At 71.6% G+C, this 24,530-nt stretch carries 19 protein-coding genes; 7 read left to right on the top strand and 12 right to left on the bottom strand.

What is annotated here, in order from left to right; translation table 11 throughout:
• Positions 1-24: 24 nt before the first annotated feature.
• Positions 25-1,005 (bottom strand): LLM class flavin-dependent oxidoreductase, encoded by a 981-nt coding sequence (locus BLT97_RS07310; protein WP_093607947.1) that lies wholly within the window; start codon positions 1,003-1,005, stop codon positions 25-27.
• Positions 1,006-1,127: 122 nt separating this feature from the next.
• Positions 1,128-2,645, bottom strand: a complete 1,518-nt coding sequence (locus BLT97_RS07305) for a cytosine permease (protein WP_093607946.1) — start codon at positions 2,643-2,645, stop codon at positions 1,128-1,130.
• 156 nt (positions 2,646-2,801) lie between these two features.
• Between BLT97_RS07305 and ftsY the strand changes: the two genes are divergently transcribed.
• Positions 2,802-4,016 (top strand): signal recognition particle-docking protein FtsY, encoded by a 1,215-nt coding sequence (ftsY, locus tag BLT97_RS07300; protein ID WP_093607945.1) that lies wholly within the window; start codon positions 2,802-2,804, stop codon positions 4,014-4,016.
• 110 nt (positions 4,017-4,126) lie between these two features.
• Here the strand turns inward: ftsY and BLT97_RS07295 are convergent, their stop codons facing one another.
• The gene (locus BLT97_RS07295) at positions 4,127-4,798 is read right to left on the bottom strand and encodes a bifunctional DNA primase/polymerase (RefSeq protein ID WP_093607944.1); all 672 of its coding nucleotides are present in this window, start codon (positions 4,796-4,798) and stop codon (positions 4,127-4,129) included.
• A gap of 543 nt (positions 4,799-5,341) precedes the next feature.
• Between BLT97_RS07295 and nsdA the strand changes: the two genes are divergently transcribed.
• From nsdA to ffh, 5 genes are all read left to right on the top strand, one after another.
• A complete protein-coding gene (gene nsdA, locus BLT97_RS07290; RefSeq protein WP_093607943.1) occupies positions 5,342-6,811 on the top strand; it encodes a transcriptional repressor NsdA in 1,470 nt (489 codons plus the stop codon).
• 381 nt (positions 6,812-7,192) lie between these two features.
• Positions 7,193-8,551, top strand: a complete 1,359-nt coding sequence (locus BLT97_RS07285) for an ammonium transporter (protein WP_093607942.1) — start codon at positions 7,193-7,195, stop codon at positions 8,549-8,551.
• Positions 8,548-8,886: a P-II family nitrogen regulator gene (locus BLT97_RS07280; protein ID WP_030231663.1), complete on the top strand. Its 339-nt coding sequence runs from the start codon at positions 8,548-8,550 to the stop codon at positions 8,884-8,886. The genes BLT97_RS07285 and BLT97_RS07280 overlap by 4 nt, the downstream gene beginning before the upstream one ends.
• A gap of 31 nt (positions 8,887-8,917) precedes the next feature.
• Positions 8,918-11,350, top strand: a complete 2,433-nt coding sequence (locus BLT97_RS07275) for a [protein-PII] uridylyltransferase (protein WP_093607941.1) — start codon at positions 8,918-8,920, stop codon at positions 11,348-11,350.
• Positions 11,351-11,582: 232 nt separating this feature from the next.
• Positions 11,583-13,154 carry a signal recognition particle protein gene (gene ffh / locus BLT97_RS07270; RefSeq protein WP_093607940.1) on the top strand — a complete coding sequence of 524 codons (1,572 nt, stop codon included), beginning with the start codon at positions 11,583-11,585 and terminating at the stop codon, positions 13,152-13,154.
• Positions 13,155-13,243: 89 nt separating this feature from the next.
• Here ffh and BLT97_RS07265 read toward each other — a convergent pair whose 3' ends face one another.
• The 8 genes from BLT97_RS07265 to yhfZ all read right to left on the bottom strand — a co-directional run bounded on the left by BLT97_RS07265 (position 13,244) and on the right by yhfZ (position 21,309).
• Complete coding sequence (locus BLT97_RS07265; RefSeq protein WP_093607939.1) at positions 13,244-14,491, bottom strand: phosphopentomutase; 1,248 nt, start codon at positions 14,489-14,491, stop codon at positions 13,244-13,246.
• Positions 14,488-15,663: an alanine racemase gene (locus BLT97_RS07260; RefSeq protein ID WP_093607938.1), complete on the bottom strand. Its 1,176-nt coding sequence runs from the start codon at positions 15,661-15,663 to the stop codon at positions 14,488-14,490. Before BLT97_RS07260 ends, BLT97_RS07265 begins: the two co-directional genes overlap by 4 nt.
• Before the next feature lie 6 nt (positions 15,664-15,669).
• Complete coding sequence (locus BLT97_RS07255; protein ID WP_107406996.1) at positions 15,670-16,914, bottom strand: aminotransferase class V-fold PLP-dependent enzyme; 1,245 nt, start codon at positions 16,912-16,914, stop codon at positions 15,670-15,672.
• A gap of 1 nt (position 16,915) precedes the next feature.
• Positions 16,916-17,902, bottom strand: a complete 987-nt coding sequence (locus BLT97_RS07250; RefSeq protein WP_093607937.1) for a phosphotriesterase family protein — start codon at positions 17,900-17,902, stop codon at positions 16,916-16,918.
• 61 nt (positions 17,903-17,963) lie between these two features.
• Entirely contained in the window at positions 17,964-19,247 is a 1,284-nt protein-coding gene (locus BLT97_RS07245) for a YhfT family protein (RefSeq protein WP_093608331.1), read from the bottom strand.
• Between the two features lie 136 nt (positions 19,248-19,383).
• Positions 19,384-19,740 carry a DUF2620 domain-containing protein gene (locus tag BLT97_RS07240; RefSeq protein WP_093607936.1) on the bottom strand — a complete coding sequence of 119 codons (357 nt, stop codon included), beginning with the start codon at positions 19,738-19,740 and terminating at the stop codon, positions 19,384-19,386.
• Positions 19,741-19,783: 43 nt separating this feature from the next.
• Positions 19,784-20,188 carry a PRD domain-containing protein gene (locus tag BLT97_RS07235; RefSeq protein WP_093607935.1) on the bottom strand — a complete coding sequence of 135 codons (405 nt, stop codon included), beginning with the start codon at positions 20,186-20,188 and terminating at the stop codon, positions 19,784-19,786.
• A 179-nt stretch (positions 20,189-20,367) separates the two neighbouring features.
• Positions 20,368-21,309 carry a GntR family transcriptional regulator YhfZ gene (yhfZ, locus tag BLT97_RS07230; protein WP_093607934.1) on the bottom strand — a complete coding sequence of 314 codons (942 nt, stop codon included), beginning with the start codon at positions 21,307-21,309 and terminating at the stop codon, positions 20,368-20,370.
• Between the two features lie 142 nt (positions 21,310-21,451).
• Here yhfZ and ftsH point away from each other — a divergent pair, with 142 nt between their 5' ends.
• Positions 21,452-23,377 (top strand): ATP-dependent zinc metalloprotease FtsH, encoded by a 1,926-nt coding sequence (gene ftsH, locus BLT97_RS07225; RefSeq protein ID WP_245769198.1) that lies wholly within the window; start codon positions 21,452-21,454, stop codon positions 23,375-23,377.
• 36 nt (positions 23,378-23,413) lie between these two features.
• Here the strand turns inward: ftsH and BLT97_RS07220 are convergent, their stop codons facing one another.
• Positions 23,414-24,277 (bottom strand): class I SAM-dependent methyltransferase, encoded by an 864-nt coding sequence (locus BLT97_RS07220; protein ID WP_093607932.1) that lies wholly within the window; start codon positions 24,275-24,277, stop codon positions 23,414-23,416.
• Positions 24,278-24,530 lie beyond the last annotated feature (253 nt).

Genomic DNA, 24,530 nt, shown 5'->3' with positions numbered 1-24,530 from the left:
GGCTGAGCCCGCTGCGTACGGGTCTCAGTTCTTGCAGCGCGGCAGGACCTGCTCCGTGAACAGGTGCAGGCTGCGCCAGCCCTCGTCGATGGGCATGCCGCCGCACAGCGGGTGCAGGACGAGGTTGTCGAGCGTGCTGTCCGAGGCCGCCACGCACTCGTCCGGCGTGAGGATCCGGTAGACGCCCTCCGCGCGCAGCTCCTCGACGGTGGTCGCGCCCGAGCTGACCGCCGACTTGATGTCCTTGTTCTGCCAGGACTTGTACATCTGCGCCTCGTGCAGGAAGTGGTGCCCGAACTCGGCCCAGGTGCGGTCCGGGTCCTCCGAGATGTGCAGCAGCGGGGTCTCCTTGCCGGGCATGAGGATCCAGCCCTCGGTGCCGTACTCCGCGAGCTTCTCGTTGTAGTACGTCTCCAGCTCGGGCAGGTGCGCGCTCGGGAAGAACGGCAGACCGAGCCGGGCCGCGCGCCGGGCCGCGGGCTTGGAGGACCCGCCGACCACGAGCATCGGGTGCGGATCGGTGTACGGGCGCGGGGTGACGCGGACCGTGCGGCCCTCGTACGCGAAGGGCTCGCCGGTCCAGGCCTTGAGCAGGGTCTCGAGCAGGTGGTCCTGGAGCTTGCCGCGCCGGGCCCAGTCGACACCGAACATCTCGTACTCCTCGGGCCGGTAGCCGATGCCCGCGACCGTCATCAGACGGCCCTTGCTCATCAGGTCGAGGACGGCGATCTCCTCGGCGATACGGAGCGGGTCGTGCAGCGGGCCGAGGATCGCGGAGATGGTGACGGCGATGGTGCGGGTGGCGCCGAAGATGCCGGCCGCGAAGGTGAAGGGGGAGGGCAGCCAGTTGTTCTCCACACCGTGGTGCTCCTCGGTCTGGATCATCGTCATGCCGGCGCTGTCGGCGAACCGGGCCATCTCCAGGGCGGCGCCGTAGCGGTCGGCGAGCTGCGCGGGTGTGCCTTCGGGGTCGATGAGATTGAAGCGTGCGACCGAGACGGGCATGGCGGGCGTCCCCTTGTTCGACGGTGGTCGGTGTCACGACGGTGGTCGGGCGCGGGGGCCGGGATGCGGACGTCCCCCTTCGGGCCGTGGGCCGGTGAAGGGGGACGTTAGCTGACGTAGTGTCAGATGGACAGGGCCGGGACGCGCTCTTCCTCAACCGCCGTGTCCGCGGCGGGGGTTGCCTGCACGGCGTCCGGCTTCGTGCGCGGCAGGACCGCGTACAGGGCGGCCGCCACGACGATCGTGACCGCCCAGCCGAGGCCGTTCTGCCCGATCCACGTGTCGGACAGCGGTCCCGCGAACCAGTCGACCTTGGTGAAGGCGAGGCCGGTCAGGAGCGCCACGCCCCAGGCCGTCATCGCCTGCCAGGCGAAGCCGCCCTTGTACCAGTAGGCGCTGGTGCGGGTGGTGTCGAGCAGGGCCTTCGCGTCGTACGTCTTCCGCGTCAGCATGTCGATGCCGAAGACGCCGATCCATGCGGAGAACGCGACGGCGAGCAGCGTCAGGAAGGAGATGAACGAGCCGATGAAACTGGTCGCCACCACCATCAGGAGGAAGCCGAAGACGAGGCTGATCACGGCGTTCACCGAGACGGCCCAGTGGCGCGGGACGCGGATGCCGAGGGTCTGCGCGGTGAAGCCGGCGGAGTACATCGACATCGAGTTGATGAGCAGCATGCCGATCAGGGCGATCAGCAGGTACGGGACCGCGATCCAGGTCGGCAGGAGCGCGCCGATGAAGGACACCGGGTCCTGGGCGTTGGCGAGGTCCGGCGTGGAGACCGCCATCACCGCGCCCATCAGGACCATCGGCAGGACCACGATGCCGGCGCCGCCGATCGAGGCGCCGACCATCTTCGGGGCCGAGGCGGTACGCGGCAGATAGCGCGTGAAGTCGGGGGCCGAAGGCACCCAGCTGATGCCGCCCGCGCCGATCATGCCGATGCCCGCGACCACCATCGCGGCCGAACCGGCGGGCTTGCCGAAGACGGCCGACCAGTCGGTGTTCGCGACCAGGTAGCAGAGCACGAGCACGGTGAAGGCGCCGAAGAGGTACGTGGACCACTTGCTGCACACGCGCACGGCGTTGATGCCGAGCCCGGACACCAGGAAGGTCAGGGCCACGAAGACGAGCAGCGTGACCACGATCAGCAGGGTGTTGGACTCGACGCCGAAGAGCAGGTCGAGGACGGTCAGGATCGCGTACGCGCCGGTGACCGCGTTGATCGTCTCCCAGCCCCAGCGGGCCACCCAGATCAGGGCGCCGGGGAAGAGGTTGCCGCGCTGGCCGAAAACCGCGCGGGACAGTGCCATGCCGGGGGAGCCGCCGCGCTTGCCGGCGATCGAGATCAGACCGACGATCCCGTACGAGACGACCGGCGCGACCGCGGCGACGAGCAGCACCTGCCAGATGTTGAGCCCGTTGAACACCACCAGGCCCGCGCCCATAGTCAGGAGCAGCACGCTGATGTTGGCGGCGACCCAGGTCGGGAAGAGCTCGCGGACCTTGCCGGTGCGCTCGGCGTCGGGGACGGGCTCGAGGCCGCGGGTCTCGATCGCGCTCTCGGGCTCCGGTGCCGCTGGTGCTGTCGCAGGCGGGGCTATCGCGGGCGGCGCTTCGGGCGTGGCAGACGCGGACATGCACATGCTCCGTGGGGGGGACGGGGGTGCCCTGTGGGGCGGGCGGGAAGGATCCATCGTACATTCGCCCGAAAATGCCCCGATAGAGCCCTAGGTCCTTGGTGGGAAAGTACAAGCGGCGACCCTCGGCCGCCCATGGCCGATACTGGCTGGGTTATGGAAATCGTCATCCTTGCTGTAGTCATCGCCCTGGTCGCGGTCGGAGCGATCAGCGGGCTCGTGGTCAGCGGCCGCAAGAAGAAGCAGCTGCCGCCCTCGGCCCCGTCGAGCACGCCGACCATCACCGCGCCTCCGGCCGAGCCGCACGTCGGCGACGAGGCCGCGGAGCCGAAGGAAGAGCCGCGCCGCACGATCGAGGAGGTGGAGCTCCCGAAGGCCACGGCCCCCGTGGAGGAGGCCGAGCCCGAGGTCGTCGAGGAGCTCCCGAAGACCGAGATCGAGGTCCCCGAGCCCACCGCCGGACGGCTCGTCCGGCTGCGCGCCCGGCTCGCCCGCTCCCAGAACTCGCTCGGCAAGGGGCTGCTCTCGCTGCTCTCGCGCGAGCACCTCGACGAGGACACCTGGGAGGAGATCGAGGACACGCTGCTCACCGCGGACGTCGGCGTCCAGCCCACCCAGGAGCTGGTCGAGCGCCTGCGCGAGCGCGTGAAGGTGCTCGGCACCCGCACGCCGGAGGAGCTGCGCACGCTGCTGCGCGAGGAGCTCCTGGCCCTCGTCGGCACGGACTTCGACCGTCAGGTCAAGACCGAGAAGGAGGGTGACACCCCGGGCATCGTGATGGTCGTCGGCGTCAACGGCACCGGCAAGACCACCACCACCGGCAAGCTCGCCCGTGTCCTGGTCGCCGACGGCTCCACCGTCGTGCTCGGCGCCGCGGACACCTTCCGTGCCGCCGCCGCCGACCAGCTCCAGACCTGGGGCGAGCGCGTGGGCGCCTACACCGTGCGCGGCCCCGAGGGCGGCGACCCGGCCTCCGTCGCGTTCGACGCGGTGAAGGAGGGCAAGGAGATGGGCGTCGACGTCGTGCTCATCGACACGGCCGGCCGCCTGCACACCAAGACGGGCCTCATGGACGAGCTCGGCAAGGTCAAGCGCGTGGTCGAGAAGCACGCGCCGCTCGACGAGGTCCTGCTCGTGCTCGACGCGACCACCGGCCAGAACGGTCTGGTCCAGGCCCGCGTCTTCGCCGAGGTCGTGGACATCACGGGCATCGTCCTGACGAAGCTCGACGGCACCGCCAAGGGCGGCATCGTGGTCGCGGTCCAGCGTGAACTCGGCGTCCCGGTCAAGCTCGTGGGCCTCGGCGAGGGTCCGGACGACCTCGCGCCCTTCGAGCCCGAGGCGTTCGTGGACGCCCTGATCGGGGACTGAGTCTCCACAGGCGTACCGGACGATCCTCCTCAGGCGTACCGGCAGAGGCGTACAGGAAGGGCCCGCTCCCGAGGGGGAGCGGGCCCTTCTGCGTGCACGGGGCGCGTAGGTCAGCGGCGGGCGCCGCCGGTGCGGTGGGACGCGTAGGCCAGGGCGCCGAGGACCAGCCGCGCCTGCGGCGGGTTGGAGGCCGAGTCAAGGGCCGGGGCGCGTAGCCAGCGGACGGGCCCGAGACCCGCGCGGTCCGACGGGGGAGCGGTGATGAACTCGCCGCGGCCGAGCGCGCGCAGGTCCAGATCGGCGTCGTCCCAGCCCATCCGGTAGAGCAGCGTGGGCAGTTCGGCCGCAGCGCCCGGAGCGACGAAGAACTGGGCGCGCCGGTCCGGTGTCGCGGTCACCGGACCGAGGGGAAGGCCCATGCGCTCCAGGCGGATCAGGGCGCGGCGGCCTGCGGACTCGGAGACCTCGAGGATGTCGAAGGTGCGGCCCACGGGGAGCATCGCCGCGGCGCCGGGGAACTCGCCCCAGGCGCGGGTCACTTCGTCGAGCGTCGCGCCCGCGGGCAGTTCGCCGGCGAAGCCCAGGGGGTGGGCGCCGGGCGCCGCGCACCGCGCATCGCCGCAGGAGCAACTGCCGGACGCGGCACGGGCACCGGGGATGACGGACCAGCCCCACAGCCCGGTGAACTCGGCCACGGCCGTGCACTCGGACATACGGCCGCGCCGCCGCGCACCGGTGCGGTTCTCGCGGATACCGCGGCTGCCGCCGATCGTGAAGCCCATACCCCCTCCAACGGGTCGAACGCGTCGATGGTTACGAGCCGGAGTGTCCTCGTGACGCTCCGTGCAAGTCCGGCCCTGACTCTCCGTAACGCGGCGCCCCATCGGTCAGGTGTGGCGCCCGGAGTGGTCACGGGTGGTGCGGAAACCGACGCGCGCCCCGGTGCGCATCGCTCCGCCTACCCCGGTCCGTCATGTGTCAAGTGAATCGCGTGTAGCCGCAACTGAGTTCATTCGAAGGGGTGGCGAAAGGTGGCGTTTCTTGGAACGCCCTCGCCGGGAGGGTGATCGTAGGATTACTTTCGGTGCATCGACCCGGGGCTGTTCGCGGTCGTGGGTATGCCGGGGGCAAGTCGGATTCGTGTTCGGTGGGTGAGCAAGTGCCGGACAGGAGGACGTAACTCACGGCATTCTGTAAGGACTTGAGAGGTCTCGAGCACGGACGCGGGTCCGGGGCCTGGACGGACAGTGGTGCCGGCAGTGGATACGGCCCGTTGGACGGGCAGGACTCGAAGCGGCGTCGACTTCAGGGATGGGGGCGTTCCAGTGGGCGGCACGGGAGGCGGCGGCACGGCCGAGAAGCGCCCCAACGAGCAGCTGACGTCCTGGTTCGTGCGCAGCGGCTGGTCCAAGGGCGAGCTGGCGCGCCAGGTCAACCGCCGTGCCCGCCAGATGGGCGCCAACCACATCTCCACCGACACCTCGCGCGTACGCCGCTGGCTCGACGGCGAGCAGCCGCGCGAGCCGATCCCGCGGATCATGTCGGAGCTGTTCTCCGAGCGCTTCGGCGCCGTGGTCGCCGTCGAGGACCTCGGGCTGCGCACCGCGCACCAGGCGCCCTCCGTGTCCGGTGTCGACCTGCCGTGGACCGGCGAGCACACCGTCGACATGATCAGCGAGTTCTCGCGCAGCGACCTGATGCTCGCCCGCCGCGGCTTCCTCGGCAGCTCCCTCGCCCTCGCCGCGGGCCCCGCCCTCATCGAGCCCATGCAGCGCTGGCTGGTGCCCACCCCGGCCGCGCCCGCCGCAGCCGAGCCGCCCACCCCGATCCGGCGCGGCAGCCGGCTGTCGGGACCCGAGCTCGACCTGCTCGAGTCCACCACCGTGATGTTCCGGCAGTGGGACGCGCAGTGCGGCGGCGGCCTGCGGCGCAAGGCGGTCGTCGGCCAGCTGCACGAGGTGACGGACCTCCTCCAGGAGCCGCAGCCGGCCGAGACCCAGCGGCGCCTGTTCAAGATCGCGGCCGAACTCGCCGAGCTGGCCGGGTGGATGAGCTACGACGTGGGCCTCCAGCCCACCGCCCAGAAGTACTTCGTGCTCGCGCTGCACGCCGCCAAGGAAGGCGGCGACAAGCCGCTCGGCTCGTACATCCTGTCCGGGATGAGCCGCCAGATGATCCACCTCGGCCGCCCCGACGACGCCCTGGAGCTCATCCACCTTGCCCAGTACGGCAGTCGGGACTGCGCCACCCCGCGCACCCAGGCCATGCTGTATGCGATGGAGGCCCGCGCGTACGCCAACATGGGCCAGCCCAGCAAGACCAAGCGGGCCGTACGGATGGCGGAGGACACCTTCGCCGACGCCCTGGAGGCGAACGAGCCGGAGCCCGACTGGATCCGTTTCTTCTCCGAGGCGGAGCTCAACGGGGAGAATGCGCACTCGTACCGCGACCTCGCCTACGTGGCCGGACGCAGCCCTACGTACGCCTCGCTCGCCCAGCCCATCATGGCCCGCGCAGTGGAGCTGTTCGCCAAGGACGCCGAACACCAGCGCTCGTACGCGCTGAACCTGATCGGCATGGCGACCGTGCACCTGCTCCAGAAGGAGCCCGAGCAGAGCGTCGTGCTCGCCGAGAAGGCGCTGGACGTGGCGAAGAAGGTGCGCTCCGAGCGGGTCAACACCCGCCTGCGCAAGACCCTCGACTCCGTGGTCCGCGACTTCGGCGAGGACAACAAGCTCATCGATCTGACCGACCGGCTGGCCCGCCAGCTGCCCGAGGCGGCCGAGGCCGTCTGACCCCTGCCGCACTCAGCACCTGAGCGCACCACCCACAGACCCCGGCCGCGGCCGGCCATCCCGGACCACCCGACTCGGCTCCCCCACCGCCAGGTCAACCCGGATGGCCCCGCGGCCGGCTTTTTGCGTGCTGCACAGGATAGAAGCGGACAAGCCGCCCGACCGGGGCAGTTCATGTACGCGTAACACGCACGACCTCTTCGTCACCGCCGCGAAACAACGGGCGGCATCCCTCGAAACCGCGCTGCGGGAATCTCTGGCGCATAACCGGACGACCGCCGGGACCGTCCCACGGTCCGCGGTACGGCCCACCCGCCGGCCCACCCCTCATGCACCGCAGCTCCGCCCGCACGGGCCGCACACGACGACGAGGAGACGCCGATGCCCCCAGGCATCCTGCTCGCCGCAGAGGAGCCCACGCTCTCCTCTGCCAACACCGGGTTCATGCTCATCTGCTCCGCCCTGGTGATGCTGATGACGCCCGGACTCGCCTTCTTCTACGGAGGCATGGTCCGCGTCAAGAGCACCCTGAACATGCTGATGATGAGCTTCATCAGCCTCGGGATCGTCACGATCCTGTGGGTCCTGTACGGCTTCAGCGTCGCCTTCGGCACCGACAAGGGCGGCCTCATCGGCTGGGAGGGCGACTTCCTCGGCCTCAGCGGGCTCGGGCTCACCGAGCTGTGGCCCGGCTACACGATTCCGGTCTACGTCTTCGCCGTCTTCCAGCTGATGTTCGCGGTCCTCACCCCCGCCCTGATCAGCGGTGCGCTCGCGGACCGCGTGAAGTTCACCGCGTGGGCGCTGTTCGTGGCGCTGTGGGCCACGCTCGTGTACTTCCCGGTCGCGCACTGGGTCTGGGGCGCGGGCGGCTGGGCCTTCGAGCTCGGCGTCATCGACTTCGCCGGCGGTACCGCCGTGCACATCAACGCCGGTGCCGCGGCCCTCGGTGTGATCCTCGTGATCGGCAAGCGCGTCGGCTTCAAGAAGGACCCGATGCGTCCGCACTCGCTGCCGCTCGTGATGCTCGGCGCCGGCCTGCTGTGGTTCGGCTGGTTCGGCTTCAACGCCGGTTCCTGGCTGGGCAACGACGACGGCGTGGGCGCGGTCATGTTCGTCAACACGCAGGTGGCCACCGCCGCGGCGATGCTGGCCTGGCTCGCGTACGAGAAGATCCGCCACGGCGCGTTCACCACGCTCGGCGCCGCCTCCGGAGCGGTGGCCGGTCTGGTCGCCATCACCCCGTCCGGCGGCTCCTGCTCGCCGCTCGGCGCGATCGCCATCGGTGCCATCGCGGGTGTCCTGTGCGCCATGGCCGTGGGCCTCAAGTACAAGTTCGGCTACGACGACTCGCTCGACGTCGTCGGCGTGCACCTCGTCGGCGGTGTCGTCGGCTCCCTGCTCGTCGGCTTCTTCGCCACCGGCGGCGTGCAGAACGACGCCAAGGGCCTCTTCTACGGCGGCGACGCCAGTCAGCTCGGCTACCAGGCCGCGGGTGTCTTCGGAACCCTCGCCTACTCCCTGGTCGTCTCTGCCATCCTCGCCTTCGTCATCGACAAGACGATCGGGATGCGGGTCTCCGAGGACGACGAGGTCGCGGGCGTCGACACGGTCGAACACGCCGAGTCCGCCTACGACTTCAGCGGCGCGGGCGGCGGCACGGCGCCTCGTACGGCCGCGGTCCCCGCACCGCCCGCGACTCCGGCACCCGAGGCTCCCGCAAAGAAGGTTGACGCATGAAGCTCATCACCGCGGTCGTGAAGCCGCACCGGCTCGACGAGATCAAGGAGGCCCTCCAGGCCTTCGGGGTGCACGGCCTGACCGTCACCGAGGCCAGCGGCTACGGCCGCCAGCGCGGGCACACCGAGGTCTACCGGGGCGCCGAGTACACCGTGGACCTCGTGCCGAAGATCCGGATCGAGGTCCTGGTCGAGGACGACGACGCCGAGCAGCTGATCGACGTGGTCGTGAAGGCCGCCCGCACCGGGAAGATCGGCGACGGCAAGGTCTGGTCGATTCCGGTGGAGACGGCGGTACGCGTCCGCACCGGCGAGCGCGGACCCGACGCGCTCTGAGTGGGCAACTGAAAAGGCAAGGAGCTGCTGGGTGACGACTACGGACACCGTGATGGAATCTCAGGGGGATTCAGGACCCAGCGGCTATGCGGCGGCCCGGCTGCGCCTCCTTCAGGGGGAGGAGCAGTCCGGGCCGCCGCGCCGTGCGGCCCTGGCCCGGCTCACGGACGACTGGCTGGCCGGGCTGTTCGGCGCGCAGCCCCTGAAGGGGACCGCGCTGGTCGCGGTCGGCGGATACGGGCGAGGGGAACTGTCCCCGCGCAGCGACCTCGACCTGCTCCTGCTGCACGACGGCAGCGCCGACCCGGGCGCGGTCGCCTCGCTCGCCGACCGGATCTGGTACCCGGTCTGGGATTTGGGCCTCGCCCTCGACCACTCCGTCCGCACCCCGGGGGAGGCGCGCCGGACGGCCGGCGAGGACCTGAAGGTCCAGCTCGGACTGCTCGACGCCCGGCACGTCGCCGGCGACCTCGGCCTGACCGCCGGGCTGCGCACCGCCGTGCTCGCCGACTGGCGCAACCAGGCACCGCGCCGGCTCACCGAGCTCCAGGAGCTGTGCGCCGAACGGGCCGAGCGGCAGGGCGAGTTGCAGTTCCTGCTCGAACCGGACCTGAAGGAGGCGCGCGGCGGACTGCGCGACGCCACCGCCCTGCGCGCCGTCGCCGCGTCCTGGCTCGCGGACGCCCCGCGCGCCGGACTCGACGAGGCGCGGCGCCGGCTGCTCGACGTGCGCGACGCCCTGCACCTGGTCACCGGACGCGCCACCGACCGGCTCGCCCTCCAGGAACAGGACCAAGTCGCCTCGTCCCTCGGCCTGTTGGACGCCGACGCGCTGCTCCGCCAGGTATACGAAGCGGCCCGGACCATCGCGTACGCCAGCGATGTGACCTGGCGCGAAGTGGGCCGCGTACTGCGCTCGCGCAAGACGCGGCCCCGGCTGCGCGCGATGCTCGGGGGCGGCAAGCCGGTCCCCGAACGCACCCCACTCGCCGAAGGAGTCGTCGAGCAGGACGGCGAGGTCGTGCTCGCGCGCGCGGCGCGGCCCGGCCGCGACCCGGTGCTGCCGCTGCGCGCCGCCGCCGCGGCCGCGCAGGCGGGCCTGCCGCTCTCGCTGCACGCCGTACGGGCCCTCGCGAGCACCACCCAGCCGCTGCCCACGCCCTGGCCGGCCGAGGCCCGCGAGCAGTTCGTGACGCTGCTCGGCGCCGGGCGGCCCACCGTCGCCGTATGGGAGGCGCTGGAGGCGGAAGGCCTGATCACGCGGCTCCTGCCCGACTGGGAGCGGGTGCGCTGCCGGCCGCAGCGCAACGCCGTGCACACCTGGACCGTCGACCGGCACCTGGTCGAAGCCGCCGTCCAGGCAAGCGAGTTGACCCGCCGGGTGCACCGTCCCGACCTGCTGCTCGTGGCCGCGCTCCTGCACGACATCGGCAAGGGCTGGCCCGGGGACCACTCCGAGGCCGGCGAGGTCATCGCGCGGGACGTGGCGGCGCGCATCGGCTTCGAGCGCGCCGACGTCGAGGTGCTCTCCACCCTCGTACGCCATCACCTGCTGCTCATCGACACGGCGACCCGGCGGGATCTGGACGATCCGGCCACCATCAGGTCCGTGGCGGAGGCGGTCGGATCGGCGTCCACGCTGGAACTGCTGCACGCCCTGACCGAGGCGGACGCGCTGGCGACCGGACCTGCCGCGTGGTCCACGTGGCGCGGGTCGCTGGTGGCGGACCTGGTCAAGCGGGTGGGGGCGCTCCTTGCCGGGGATCCCGTACCGGATCCGGCCGCCCTGCCGAACACCGTCGAGCAGGAACGGCTGGCCTGGGAGGCGTACCGGACCGGGGGGCCGGTGCTCTCCTTGCGGGCGCAGACGGAGGGGGCCGGAGCGGACGAACCCGTCGGGGTCGAGCTGCTCGTGGCCGTGCCGGACCAGCCGGGTGTGCTGCCCGCGGTGGCGGGGGTCCTGGCGATGCACCGGCTCACCGTGCGCACGGCCGATCTGCGGGCGATCGCGCTGCCCGAGGATGTGGAGTCCGCGGGCTCGGTGCTGCTGCTCCAGTGGCGCGTGGCGGCGGAGTACGGCTCGCTGCCGGAGGCGGCACGGCTGCGCGCCGATCTCGTACGGGCCCTGGACGGGTCGCTCGACATCGCGGGCCGCCTTGCCGAGCGGGACGCGGCGTACCCGCGGCGGCGCGGCGCGGTCGCGCCCCCGGCCCGGGTCTCGGTGGCCCCGGCCGGCTCGCAGCTGGCGACGGTGATCGAGGTACGGGCGCAGGACGCACCCGGGCTGCTGCACCGGATCGGGCGGGCCCTCGAGGACGCGGGCGTGATGGTGCGCTCGGCGCATGTGAGCACGCTGGGCTCCAACGCGGTGGACGCGTTCTACGTCACCGGGCCGGAGGGTGCGCCGCTGGTGGCTTCGGATGCGGCGGAGGTGGTGCGGTCGGTGGAGGGGGCGTTGCGGTAGGGGATCGGGTGCGGGCGCGTTGTGGTTGCGGTGGGCGCCTGCGGCGGGCGGTTTCCCCTACCCGCCCCTTCCCGAAACCGGGGGCTCCGCCCCCGGACCCCCGCATCCGACCTTCGGTCGGATCTGCTCAAACGCCGCAGGGGCTGAAGGGGAGGCTCGACCGCTCACGGCGCCGGATACCCTGGAAGGCGCACACCCCCGCCCGCCACCGACCCGAGGATTCGCGACCGCCGTGTTCGATACTCTCTCCGACCGCCTCGCAGCGACATTCAAGAACCTCCGCGGCAAGGGTCGCCTCAGCGAGGCGGACATCGACGCCACGGCACGGGACATCCGTATCGCGCTGCTCGAGGCCGACGTCGCCCTGCCCGTCGTCCGCGCCTTCATCAAGCAGGTCAAGGAGCGCGCCACCGGCGCCGAGGTCTCGCAGGCGCTGAACCCGGCGCAGCAGGTCATCAAGATCGTCAACGAGGAGCTCGTCGGCATCCTCGGCGGCGAGACCCGCCGCCTGCGGTTCGCCAAGTCCGGCCCGACCGTGATCATGCTCGCGGGTCTCCAGGGTGCCGGTAAGACCACGCTCGCCGGAAAGCTCGGCCGCTGGCTGAAGGGCCAGGGCCACGCGCCGCTGCTCGTCGCCTGTGACCTCCAGCGCCCCAACGCCGTGAACCAGCTCAGCGTCGTCGCCGAGCGCGCCGGCGTCGGCATCTACGCGCCCGAGCCGGGCAACGGTGTGGGCGACCCGGTCAAGGTCGCGCAGGACTCGATCGAGTACGCGAAGACCAAGCAGTACGACGTGGTCATCGTCGACACCGCGGGCCGCCTCGGTATCGACCAGGAGCTGATGCAGCAGGCCGCGGACATCCGCGACGCGGTCAAGCCCGACGAGGTCCTCTTCGTCGTCGACGCGATGATCGGTCAGGACGCGGTCAACACCGCCGAGGCCTTCCGCGACGGCGTCGGCTTCGACGGCGTGGTGCTCTCCAAGCTCGACGGTGACGCCCGCGGTGGTGCGGCCCTGTCGATCGCGCACGTCACCGGCCGCCAGATCATGTTCGCCTCCAACGGCGAGAAGCTGGACGACTTCGACGCGTTCCACCCGGACCGCATGGCCTCCCGCATCCTCGGCATGGGCGACATGCTCAGCCTGATCGAGAAGGCCGAGCAGACCTTCTCGCAGGCCGAGGCCGAGAAGATGGCCGCCAAGCTGCAGAGCGCCAAGGGCGGCAAGGACTTCACGCTCGACGACTTCCTGGCCCAGATGGAGCAGGTCAGGAAGATGGGCTCCATCTCCAAGCTGCTCGGCATGCTGCCCGGCATGGGGCAGATCAAGGACCAGATCAACAACATCGACGAGCGCGACGTCGACCGCACCGCGGCCATCATCAAGTCGATGACGCCGAAGGAGCGCGCCGAGCCCACCATCATCAACGGCTCGCGCCGCGCCCGTATCGCCAAGGGCTCCGGTGTCGAGGTCAGCGCCGTGAAGAACCTCGTCGAGCGGTTCTTCGAGGCCCGCAAGATGATGTCGCGCATGGCGCAGGGCGGCGGCATGCCGGGGATGCCCGGCATCCCGGGCATGGGCGGCGGCCCCGGCCGGCAGAAGAAGCAGCAGAAGCAGGCCAAGGGCAAGCGGAAGTCGGGCAACCCGATGAAGCGCAAGGCCGAGGAGCAGGCCGCCCGCGAGCGGCGCGAGCAGGCGGCGCAGGGCGGCGGTGCGGCCGGCGGCGCGTTCGGTCTGCCCGGCGGTCAGCAGGGCGGCAAGGACTTCGAACTCCCGGATGAGTTCAAGAAGTTCATGGGCTGAGTGCCTTTGGTTGTACGAGTACGGGTACGGGCCCGGGTCGCCTTCACGGTGACCCGGGCCCGTACGCGTCGAGCCCCAGGGGAGCGGCTTCAGGCGCCGACGGAAGCGACGTGCAGCGCCGACCCGTTCGCCAGACCAGCCGCATCCAGCCCCAGCGCAACCGCCGCCGTAGCCCCCACATCCGCCAACGACCCTGCGTCCGGCAGCAGTTCCACGCCCGGCGCCTCCGGGCGGTGGATCAGGACCGGGACGTACTCGCGCGTGTGGTACGCGTGCCCGATCGTCGGATCGTTGCCGTGGTCGCCCGTGACGATGAGGCGGTCGCCCGGGGAGTCGAGCAGGGACAGCAGCTCCAGGAGTCCGGCGTCCACCTGCTCCAGGACCTCGCCGTAGCGGCGTACGTCCTGCTGGTGGCCGGCCAGGTCCGTCTCCTGCACGTTGGCCACCACCAGGCCCGGGTGCCGGGCGGCCTCCAGCGTGTGGGACAGGACCTCCGCCGTGGGCACCGCGGGCCGCCGTACCGCCGCCTCGCACTCCAGGATGTCCGCCGCCTTGCCCACCAGCGTGACCGGGATCCCGGCCGCGGCGGCGAGCGAGGGCAGCTGGCGGGTGTGGTCCAGCTCCGCGCCCAGATGCTGCACTTCGAGCCCGCCGTTGCGGTAGAAACCGCTGGCCGGGGTGTCCAGGCCGATGGTCTCCGCGTCCCCGTCGCGCACGTACGAGGAGAGCGGACCGGACGCGTGGCCGCCGACCGCGATCACGCGTGCGACCGGGGCGACCGAGCGCACCGTACGCGCGATGGAGAGGATCGACGGGAAGGCGAAGTCCTCCAGGCGGCCCGAGGTGTTCCAGTTGATGCCCGGGTCCGCTTCGAGGTTGTCGTGTACCAGGACCGCGCCGTCCACCACCAACAGGGGCCTGCCGTCGAGGAGTTCGACGCGGTGGCCGGCCGCGCGCAATGCCGCGCCCACCTCATCCAGGTGTTCCGCGAGCCGCGCCACCGTGACCTTGCTGAAGTCCGCGCCCATCATCGTCTGGTGCCCGGCGAAGGTGTCGGCGCCGGGGTAGCCGAGCGCCGCACGGCCGGCCGCCACGGGCAGCGGGGTGCTGCGGGCCAGGCCGGGGTGCGGGTGCACCAGGCCGAGGCCCAGCTTGCCGAGGGCCGGCAGGCGGAGGGGGCGGCCGAGCCCGCGGGCGCCGTGGTCGAGGACGTGGCCGCAGGTGTCGGCCCGCAGGTCGCCGGGCCGCAGGGCGCCCGCGTCGGGCATCGCGCCGATACCGAAGCCGTCGACGACGACGATGACGGTACGGCTCGCGCGCACATCGCTCGCGCTCATACGGCGGCCTCCTCGTGCGCACGGCCCAGCGCGTCGTACAGGCCGACCAGGCGGGGCCGGCCGGCCGAGATCCCGGCGACGACCGCCACGTTGCTGCGGGTGACGAAGATCTGCGTGCGGAAGGCGAGCAGAGCCGTGTCCCCGGCCCGTACGCCGGGGGCGTCCGGGGCTTCGAGCAGCCGGTAGTAGTCGATGTTCTCGGCGGGGGAGTCGAGGACGGTGAGCCGGGTGTCGGTGCGCGGGAGCAGGGCCTCCTTGATGCCGGCCCGCGGGTAGAAGCCGCCGCCGTACACCGCGGGCCGCCCGTCCGCGAGGGTGTGTGCGACCTCCGTGACGTAGACGTACGCGGGTGTCTCGGGCTGGTCCGGATCCGTGGCGTGCAGCGGGGTCGTGCCGGTGAGGGCGTGACCGGGCTCGCCGTGCGTGGCGCCGAGCGAGGCGAGCAGCGGGAGCGAGGCCATCGACGTGGCGCTGGGGGCGCTGAGCTTGAGGCCGCTGTGGCCGCGTGCCGTCAGCAACTCCCGTGCCTTCAGGGCGATGTCGAAGTTCGGTGTCGGGCGCGGAGTGCCGTCCTCGGGGTCGCAGAGGACGCAGGGGAAGGCGGTCACGCCCGCGATCCGTACGCCCTCCAACCGCTCGACCTCGGCCGCGAAGGAGTCGAGCGCGTCGAGCGGGACGCCGCCTTCCTGGCCGGGGTAGACGGTGCCGGGTGCCCCTTCCAGGCGGATCAACACGTCCTGGACCAGGCCGAGTTCGCGGGCGGCTGCGGAGACGGCGCGGGCGTTGGCCAGGTCGAAGACCGTGACCGTCTCCGGGCGCCAGGCGAGCAGTCCGGGCAGCTGGCGGTGCGGGATCTGCACGAGGTGGCCGAGGTTGCCGGCCGCGGCGCCCGCCCGGTGCAGGACGCGGGCCTCGGGCGGGTCGATCGCCGCGAACTTCGGGATGTGCCGGGCGATCGCCTTGATCAGCGCGGGGTTGCGCCCGAACTGCTTCACCACGAACCACAGCGTGATGCCGAGCCGTTCGGCCTCGGCGGCCAGCAGCGCGGCGTTGGCCTCGACCGCGTCGAGGTCCATCACGTACGTGTCCGGCGGGATCGCACCCGTGCGGTGCAGGTCGGCCGCGGCCTCTGCGAGGCCGGGGTTGCGGGCGAGGAGGGTGTTGAGGAACACGGTCGTTCAGTCCTTGCTGTGGGGCGCGAAGGGCTCGGTGCGGTGGGGCGCGAAGGGCTCCGTGCGGTCGGGCGCGAAGGGCTCGGTGCTGCGGGGCGCGTGCGCCAGCTCCCGGAGAGCGCGGCGCAGGATGTCGATCACCAGGTCGGCGCCCGCCCGCATCGGGTTGATCCGCACGGTCCAGTCCGCGAGCTCGGGGGCGTCGTCCAGGGACGAGCTCGACATCCGGTAGAACAGCGGGGCGATCTCGTAACGCGAGTTGGAGCCCACGGGGTAGGGGGCGGCGCCGAACTTCGCGGCCACCGCGGGCAGTTCGCGGGCCACTGGACGGTCGAGCCGTACGAGAAGGCAGCGGTCCTGGGCGTTCGCGATCCGCACCTCCGCGACCCCCTCGACCTCGCCGGCCGCGAGCCGCTCGGCGACCTCCGTGCCGACCTGCGACTGCACCGCCCACATCACCGGTACGTGGGTCAGGGCCCGCAGGGCGTCAAGGGCCTGGTGGCCCTGCACCTGGCCGCCGCCCGAGTAGTTGTCGGCCCGCACCCGCGCCACCACGTCACGGGCGCCGACCACGACGCCCACGCCCTCGGGCCCGTGCAGCTTGAACAGCGAGAAACAGGAGGCGTCGGCGCCGAGCTCCACCCCGGCCGCGGGCGTGCGCAGCACCGCGTAGTTGTCGTCGACGATGGTGCGCACCCCGGCCGCGCGACAGGCGGCGAGCACCTCGCCCGGGTCGTACGAGTCACCGAGCCGCTGCCGGGTGTGCTGCACATAGGCCCAGGTGTACGGGCCGGACTCCAGCGCCGCCCGCAGCGCGCCCGCGTCGTTGAAGTCCACCTCGACCGTCTTCAGGCCGAGCCCGCGCAGGGTCACTTCGGTGCTGCGGTAGACGGGCGCCTTGTGGAGGAGCAGCGGGCCGTGCGCGGTGGCGAGCGCGGCCCGGATCGCCCCGGTGCCCGCGCCCTGCACGAGCGCGGCGTCCTCGGCGCCGAAGAAGTCGGCGAGCACGGCCTCGACGCGTGCGGTGGTCCGCGGCCGGCCGAGCCCGGGCACCACACCGGCGTCGGCACTGAACAGCTGCTCGCCCTCGAAGTGCGCGGCCGTGCACTCCATCAGCCGGAACTGCTTGGCGATCGCGTCCTGGAGGGGGACGGTCGCGAGCGGGAAGGTCTCGGGGAGCTGCACGGTGCCGGGGAGCTTCGCGGTCTCGGGGAGCTTCGCTTCGTGGGGGAGGTTCGCTTGCGGGTTCATCTCACACGTCCTCGTGGGCGGCGCCGCCCGTCAGGAAGCGCACCGGGTTGCGGCGCGTCATCAGGTCGATCAGGTCCTCGTCCACCCCGGCGGCCCGGGCCCGGCCCAGGAACGTACGGAACAAGTGGCCGTATCCCGTACCGCCCTCGGACTCCAGATAGCCGTGGCGCGAGATGTCGCAGCTGAGCAGCACCCGGTCGGCGTGGCCGGCGTCGAGCAGCTGGAGGAGGAGCCGCAGCCGGGTCGCGTCTGGCTGGTAGCTCTCCTTGCCGACGGTGTCGAAGGCGACGTAAGCCCCGCTCGCCGCAAGCGACTTGTGGACGGCCGGATCGTCGAGCAGGTCCTGGTGGCCGATGCAGATCCGGTGCGGGGCGAGGCCCGCGCCGGTCAGGAGGTCCAGCTGGGCGAGGCCGCCGCGGCCGAGCTGGGCGTGCGTGGCCACGGAGAGGCCGGTGGCCACGGCGGCCTTGGCGGCGGCCAGCAGCGAGCGTGTCTCCGGCTCGCTCGGTACGTCGCCGTGGCTGCCGACCTCGCCGATGACGCCCGGCCGTATTCCCGTGGTGCCGATCCCGCCGTTGATCTCGCGGATCAGGGTGCCCGCGAGCCGCTCGGCGCTCGCGTCGCCGATCTCCTCGGGGTGGAAGGGCTCGTAGTACCAGCCGGTGGCCGCGACCACCGCGACACCGGACTCCTTCGCCATACGGGCCAGGGCCTCGGCATCGCGGCCCATGCCGCGGCAGGTCAGCTCGACGACGAGGGCGAGGCCGAACTCCTCGCGCAGGGCGGTGAGTTCCTCGACGACCTGCCGGCCGTGCACGGACGGGTCGAGTACGGCCGCCCGGTCACCGGACCGGTCCAGATCGAGCACCAAGTGCTCGTGGGCGAGCGCGGGACCGCGGACGTCGGCGGGGGAGAGGGGACCGAGAACGGTCTGCAGGCGGTTTTCGTGCCGGGGCTGCCGGGGGGTCTCGTACTGGGGATGGTTCATGTCGTACGCCTAACTGCTGCTGTGCCGGATGCGCGTGCCGTGGGGGAAGCTGCGACGCCGCTCAGCCCTTGATCGGCGTGAACAGGTCCATCCAGTACAGGAGGTTGAGCAGCACACCGCCGATGATCACCGCGACCGGCGCGGCGGCCATCCGCACCACCGGGCGGCCCATGGCCTCGTTCAGCAGGTACAGACCGCCGACGATGAGGATGCCGAGGCCGCCGCCCATCGCGTTGGCCGCCATCAGCGAACCGAACAGGATCGCGAGGCCGAGCGCCTCGCTGATCGCGCTGCGCAGGTGCTCCGAGGAATCGCGGACGCTGGGCAGCTTGCCGAGGGCCTTGCCGATGGAGGAGAGGGCGAGCACTTCGAGGGCGAAGACCGCGGCGCCGGCGAGTGCGGCGAGGAACGGGTTCGGCATCAGGTAGCCGATGGGGTACGCGAGGGTGAAACCGGCGATGCCGTACGCGCCCGAGGCGAGCGCGGTCGTCGCGATCAGCGGGATGAAGCCGAACACCCGGTAGAAGTCGACCTGCGCGGCCTCCGCGTACTGGCCCTTGGCGATCAGGAAGCTGGTGGCCTCGCCGCCGCCGAAGATCTTCATCTGGGCGAGCACACAGACACCCGCGCCGAGCACCATGAACAGCGGCAGGTACTTGCGGAGCCGGGCCGCGCTCGCGCTGAACAGCGAGGCCATCGGGTCCTCGGTGCCCTCGGGGAGCTCGTACGAGATGCCGGCGGCCTTGTCGGCGCGGCGCTGCTTGAGGTCCTTGTCGATGGCGAAGCCGATGAGGGCGAGGACGCCGACGGCCATGGCGAGCGCGCCCGCGAACATGTTGGGCCAGATCTTCATCGTCAGGACGACGAGGGCCAGTTCGACCACACCGACGATCGCGCCGCGCAGCCGGCCGAACTGCTTGGTGACCGCGAGCACCGGGAACAGCGTGAACAGGAAGAGGATCGGCGTGGACATCTGCTGCATGGCCGTCAGGAAGTCGACGGGCAGCTTCTTCGCCAGGTCGTTCGCGCCGCCGAGCCCGTAGACCACGACCGCGCCCCAGCCCGCGCCGAGCAGCGGCGCCAGCCACTTCTTCGGCGACAGGATGCCGAGGATGTCGGTGGGCAGGAACAGCAGCCAGGGGTTGAGCACCCCGGACACCAGGGCCATCGGGGCGCCCAGACCGAAGATGAACCCCGCCGAGAGGCCGAACGACACCGCGGTGGTGGCGCTGCGCGTGGTGCGCTTCTGGATGAAGTCGAGCATGAACGGCCGCACACCGTCGTTGAAGACGGCCAGCGCCATGTGCGAGATGAAGGCCGTCAGGGCGCACAGGGCGATGACCATCAGCTGCTGGGGCAGCGTGAAGTCCAGGTTGGTGGCGGCGAGTTGGAGGCTGTGCGGGTCGCTCTGTACGAGGGCGGCGGATGCGGCGGGGTTCACGGGGTCACTCCTTTGTGCCCAGAGGTGCGGGGTGCGGTCGTCAGCCGCGTGCGGCTATGGCGCGGGCGATGACCGGGGCGACGTCGCCGATCTGGTCCATGGCGAAGCCGAAGACCTTCTTGCCGCTCGCGATCAGGGCGGTGACCTCGTCCTCGGTGGGGACGGTGCGGCCGAAGGTGTGGCAGGCGGCCTGGCCCATGAGGCCGACCAGGACGCCGAGCGAGGCGCCGGCGCCGGTGTGGCAGGTGCCGAGGTAGAAGTCGGCCTGGTTGACGCGGAGCTTCATCGCGGCGTCCATGTCGCTGGACACGGTGACCTCGACGCCGTCGAGACCGAGCTGCTTGACCGCGTCGGCGACCTCGACCTTGCCCACGCCGCCGGTGAGGATCTTCGTCATGGTGATGGCCCTTCTGTTCGTACGGGTTTGTGCGGGGCTGGGTTCAGGAGGTGCTGGGGCTGTTGGTGCTGGTACTGCTGCTGCCGTGCCGGTCGAGCACCGCGAGGTGCATCGCGAGGAAGTTGACCTCGGAGTCGGGGAGCCGGGCGCCGAGCGCGTGGTGGGCGCGCTCGGAGATCTCGCGGGCCCGGGTGACGGCCTCGGGGTGGCCGTCGAGCTCGGCCCGTACCTGCTCGTCGGTGAGGAACTGCTCGATCGGCTCACCGGCCACGAGGCGGGTGAGCGCCATCATCAGGTGGCTGGTGAGCATGCCCGCGGTCTCCTCGGTGACCGTGCGGCCCTCGGCGGAGAGTGCGGTCAGCTCGGCGGTCACGAAGTCGGCGACCTCAGGACGGACCTGACCGCTCTCACGGAACAGCTGGATGCGGAGCGCGAGTTGATCGTCCATGTCCTGCCGACCTTCTTTCCTTCTCTGCTTGATTCGGCTCTGCTTGATTCGGACAGTAACCAGGATTTTGGATTCTCTTGAGAGGCCTAGGTCCTGTCCTCATCGGGTCTTCGTGCGGGCTTCGTCCCGCTGGTGGTGGCGGTCCGGCCGTTGTGGCCCGCCCCGCCGCTGCGGAGCCGTCAGTACGAGGGGATCCGCTCGCCTCGCAGGACCTCCTGTTGAAGCGAGGTCACGAGCGAGAGATCGAGCCCGTCCCGTACGGCTTCCAGTGCGTGGGCGCCCTCGGAGCGGCCGACGATGGCAGCCGAGGAGTTGCGCAGGGCGAGCTCACGATTGATCTCGTCGCCGAGCGGCAGGAAGTCCACGACATCGCCGCCGAGCCGGTCCAACTCGTCGATGTTCCAGACCGTGGCGTCCACGCGTGCCTGCCGGAACAGATCGGGGAGCTGCATGTACGAGGCCTCGATCCACTCGATGTCGGAGCGGCCGGCGAAGGCGCGCTCGACGAGCATCGACTGGTCCTGCGAGGAGCGGTCGATCGCGACCCGCAGCCCCGGCCGCGTGGGCTGGACGCCCTGCCGTACGAGGAGCCCGTGGGCGCCGACGTACGTGGCCGGGCCGAGGTCGGCGACCAGCTCGACCGGCTCGCCCTCCTCGATCAGCCGGTCCGCGGCGAAGCGCGACAGGACGACCAGGTCGACCTTGCGCTCGACCAGCGCCGTGACCCGGTCGGTCGCACCGCGCATGAACGTGATCGCGAACGGGGCGCCGGCCTGCTCGAACGCGGTCCGCAGCCCGGTCGCGAGGCCTTCGTAGCGCCGCGAGTACGGCAGGGGCATCGCGGCCAGCAGCGTGCCGAGGCCGGAGAGCCGCCAGAGTATGGCGCGGTCGGAGCGGACCAGGAAGGTGCCGAGATGGCCGCGGGCCTGGGTGGTGATGGCGCCGGAGTCCTCCAGCAGGGAGAGGGCGGCCTGGACCGTGCCGTTGCCGACCTTCAGCTCCTCGGCGAGGTCGCGGACCCGGGGGAGCCGGGTGTCGGGCTCGTGGCCGAGGAGCAGCACCGCCAGCTGGCGGGCGGTCAGTCCGTTGCGCGTCAGGAAGCGCTCATCGATGCCGTTCACAGAGCCGACAGTAACCAGGATCCTGGATACTGCACAAGACTGCTTCGGTGGCAACTTGTACGCGGAGAGTGACCGCATGTGCGGCGGATGCGGAGATGTGCCCGGAATGCCGGAAAAGCCCGTCTCTCGAATAATGGCGAGCGTGACAGCCCCCAGCCCCGTGCCCCCGCGCGACCGCACCGACCAGCCGTGGCGCTCCGAGGGTGCGCCGCCGCCGCCCCCGCCCAAGAAGAAGCTGTCCTGGCGCAGCCTGCTGTGGACGGCGCTGCTCGTCTATCTCCTGACGAACCTGGCGCTCGGCTTCTTCGGCGACGAGAAGCCGCGGACCGTCTCGTACACCGAGTTCAGCAGCCAGCTGAACAGCGGCAACGTCGAGAAGATCTACGCCAAGGGCGACCAGATCCAGGGCGATCTGAAGAAGTCCGTGGACGCGCCCGACGGCGGCAAGGGGACCTACCAGGAGTTCATCACCCAGCGCCCGAGCTGGGCGGACGACGACATCTGGGGCGAGCTGACCAAGCAGAAGGTCGAGGTCACCGCCGAGCCGGTCTACAAGGAGCCCAGCCTCCTCACGAACCTGCTCCTCTCCCTCCTGCCCATCCTCCTGCTCGTCGGCCTGTGGATGTTCATGGCCCGGCGGATGGCCGCGGGCATGGGCGGCGGCGCCGGCGGCATGCTGGGCCGCAAACAGCCGCCGAAACCGGTGGAGTTGGAGGGCGGCAAGCGCACCACGCTCGAGGACGTGGCGGGCATCGACGAGGTCGAGGGCGAGCTCAACGACGTGGTCGACTTCCTCAAGAACCCCGACGCGTACCGGAAGATGGGCGCCAAGATGCCCGGCGGCGTGCTGCTCGCCGGCCCGCCCGGCACCGGCAAGACCCTGCTCGCGCGGGCGGTCGCTGGCGAGGCCGGCGTCCCCTTCTTCTCGGCCTCGGCCTCCGAGTTCATCGAGATGATCGTCGGCGTGGGCGCCTCGCGCGTACGCGAACTCTTCGCCGAGGCAAGGAAAGTGGCCCCGGCCATCATCTTCATCGACGAGATCGACACCATCGGCCGGGCCCGCGGCGGCGGCTCCGGCATGGGCGGTCACGACGAGCGCGAGCAGACCCTCAACCAGATCCTCACCGAGATGGACGGCTTCTCCGGCTCGGAGGGCGTCGTGGTCCTCGCGGCCACCAACCGCGCCGACATCCTCGACCCGGCCCTCACCCGCCCCGGCCGTTTCGACCGCACGGTCATGGTCAGCCCGCCCGACCGCAAGGGGCGCGAGGCCATCCTGAAGATCCACACCCGCGCGATCCCGCTCGCGGCGGGCGTGGACCTCGCCCAGGTGGCCCGTACGACCCCGGGCATGACCGGCGCCGAACTCGCCAACCTCGCCAACGAGGCGGCCCTGCTCGCGGTCAAGCGCGGCCAGACCGAGGTGCGCCAGACCGACCTGTCCGACGCCCTGGAGAAGGTCCAACTCGGCGCCGAACGGCCCCTGGTGATGCCGGACGAGGAGCGCCGCCGTACCGCGTACCACGAGAGCGGACACGCGCTGCTCGGCATGCTCCAGCCGGGAGCCGACCCGGTCCGCAAGATCACGATCGTGCCGCGCGGCCGCGCGCTGGGTGTCACTCTGTCGACTCCCGACGCGGACAAGTACGCGTACACCGAGGAGTATCTGCGCGGCCGGATCATCGGCGCGCTCGGCGGCATGGCGGCCGAGCACGTGGTCTTCGGCGTGATCACCACGGGCGCCGAGAGCGACCTGGAGCAGGTCACCAACATCGCCCGCGGCATGGTCGCCCGCTGGGGCATGAGCGAGCGCGTCGGCCGCTTCTCCGCGGTCCCCAACGACGGCCAGAGCCCGTACGGCCTGACCGCCGCGCCCGCCACCCTCGACGCCATCGACAACGAGATGCGCCGCATCGTCGACGAGTGCTACGAGTCCGCCTGCCGCCAACTGCGCGAACACCGCGACAAGTTGGACGCCCTCTCGGAGGCCCTGCTCGCCAACGAGACCCTGGACGAGGCGGACGCGTACCGGGCGGCGGGGATCACACGGTTGACCAAGGGGGAGTGAGCCCCGCCCCTCACCCCGTCCGCGCCGCGAGCCCCCTCACCCCGTCCGCGCCACCAAATACCGGAACACATTCGCCATCCACACGGTCCCGTCCCGGCGGATGTGCGGGTGCAGGGCTTCGGTGAGTTCCTTGCGGACCTGGGCCGGGTCCGTCGCGCCGACCGCCGCGTCGAAGAGGCCCGTGGACAGCAGGCCGCGGACCGCGCTGTCCACGTCCGCGTAGCCGAACGGGCAGGCGACCCGGCCCGATCCGTCCGGCTTCAGGCCCGCGCGCTGGGCCACGTCCTCCAGGTCGTCCCGCTCCGAAGGGCGCCAACTCCCCGTCGAGCGCAGAGGATCCGCGAGCCGCGTCGCCACCCGGAGCACCGACGACGTGGTGCACCGCTCGGGCGGGCCCCAGCCGGCGAGCACCACGGGCGTCCCGCGCTCGGCCAGCGGCGCGGCCTCCTCCAGGACGGGCGCGAGCCCCTCGGAGTCGCCCGCCACACAGCCGATCGGCTGGAAGGCCGTGATCAGGTTGTACGGAGGGTGCACCACGTCCTCGGCGGCATCGGGCCCGCCCTCGACCAGCCGCGCCTCGCCCGCACGGTCGTCCCACCCGCCCTCGGGCAGCAGGCGTTCGCGCGCCAGCCGGAGCCGTTCCGGCCGCACGCTCTCGACACCGGTGACCGTCGCGCCGCGCGAGGACGCCATGAGGAGCGCGAGCCCGGAGCCGCAGCCGATGCCCAGCAGGCGCGTGCCGGCGCCCACTTCGAGCCGCTCGTACACCGCTTCGTACAGCGGAACGAGCATCCGCTCCTGGATCTCCGCCCAGTCCCGCGCGCGTACGTGGGCATCCGTCGCCCGGGAGGTGGCGGCGCCCGGGGGAGGGAGGTGCCGTTGCGCGAGCGTAGGTGTCATGAAGAGCGCCCCAATCGCCGAGAGAGCCGCGAGTGACGGCCGCCGCCGGAGGTGCCGGCCGTGGCCGCGGTCGGTCTGACATGCCGGTGTGTACGTGTTGTGCCGGACTGCCCGCCCCCGTGCGGTGCGCCCGCACTCCCCCCGTATGCCAGACAACTCCCCATCCGCGTCCGCGTCCAGAGGGCGAAGGCAAAGCTTGGGTGCGTCCCTGCCTGCGCCCCGCCCGGGCTCGCGCGGGAGGGAAATGAGTTGC

The organism is Streptomyces indicus, from assembly GCF_900100315.1.
Taxonomy (GTDB): domain Bacteria; phylum Actinomycetota; class Actinomycetes; order Streptomycetales; family Streptomycetaceae; genus Streptomyces; species Streptomyces indicus.
Note: the sequence above shows the minus strand (reverse complement) of the source record. Positions and strands in the feature narration are given on the sequence as shown.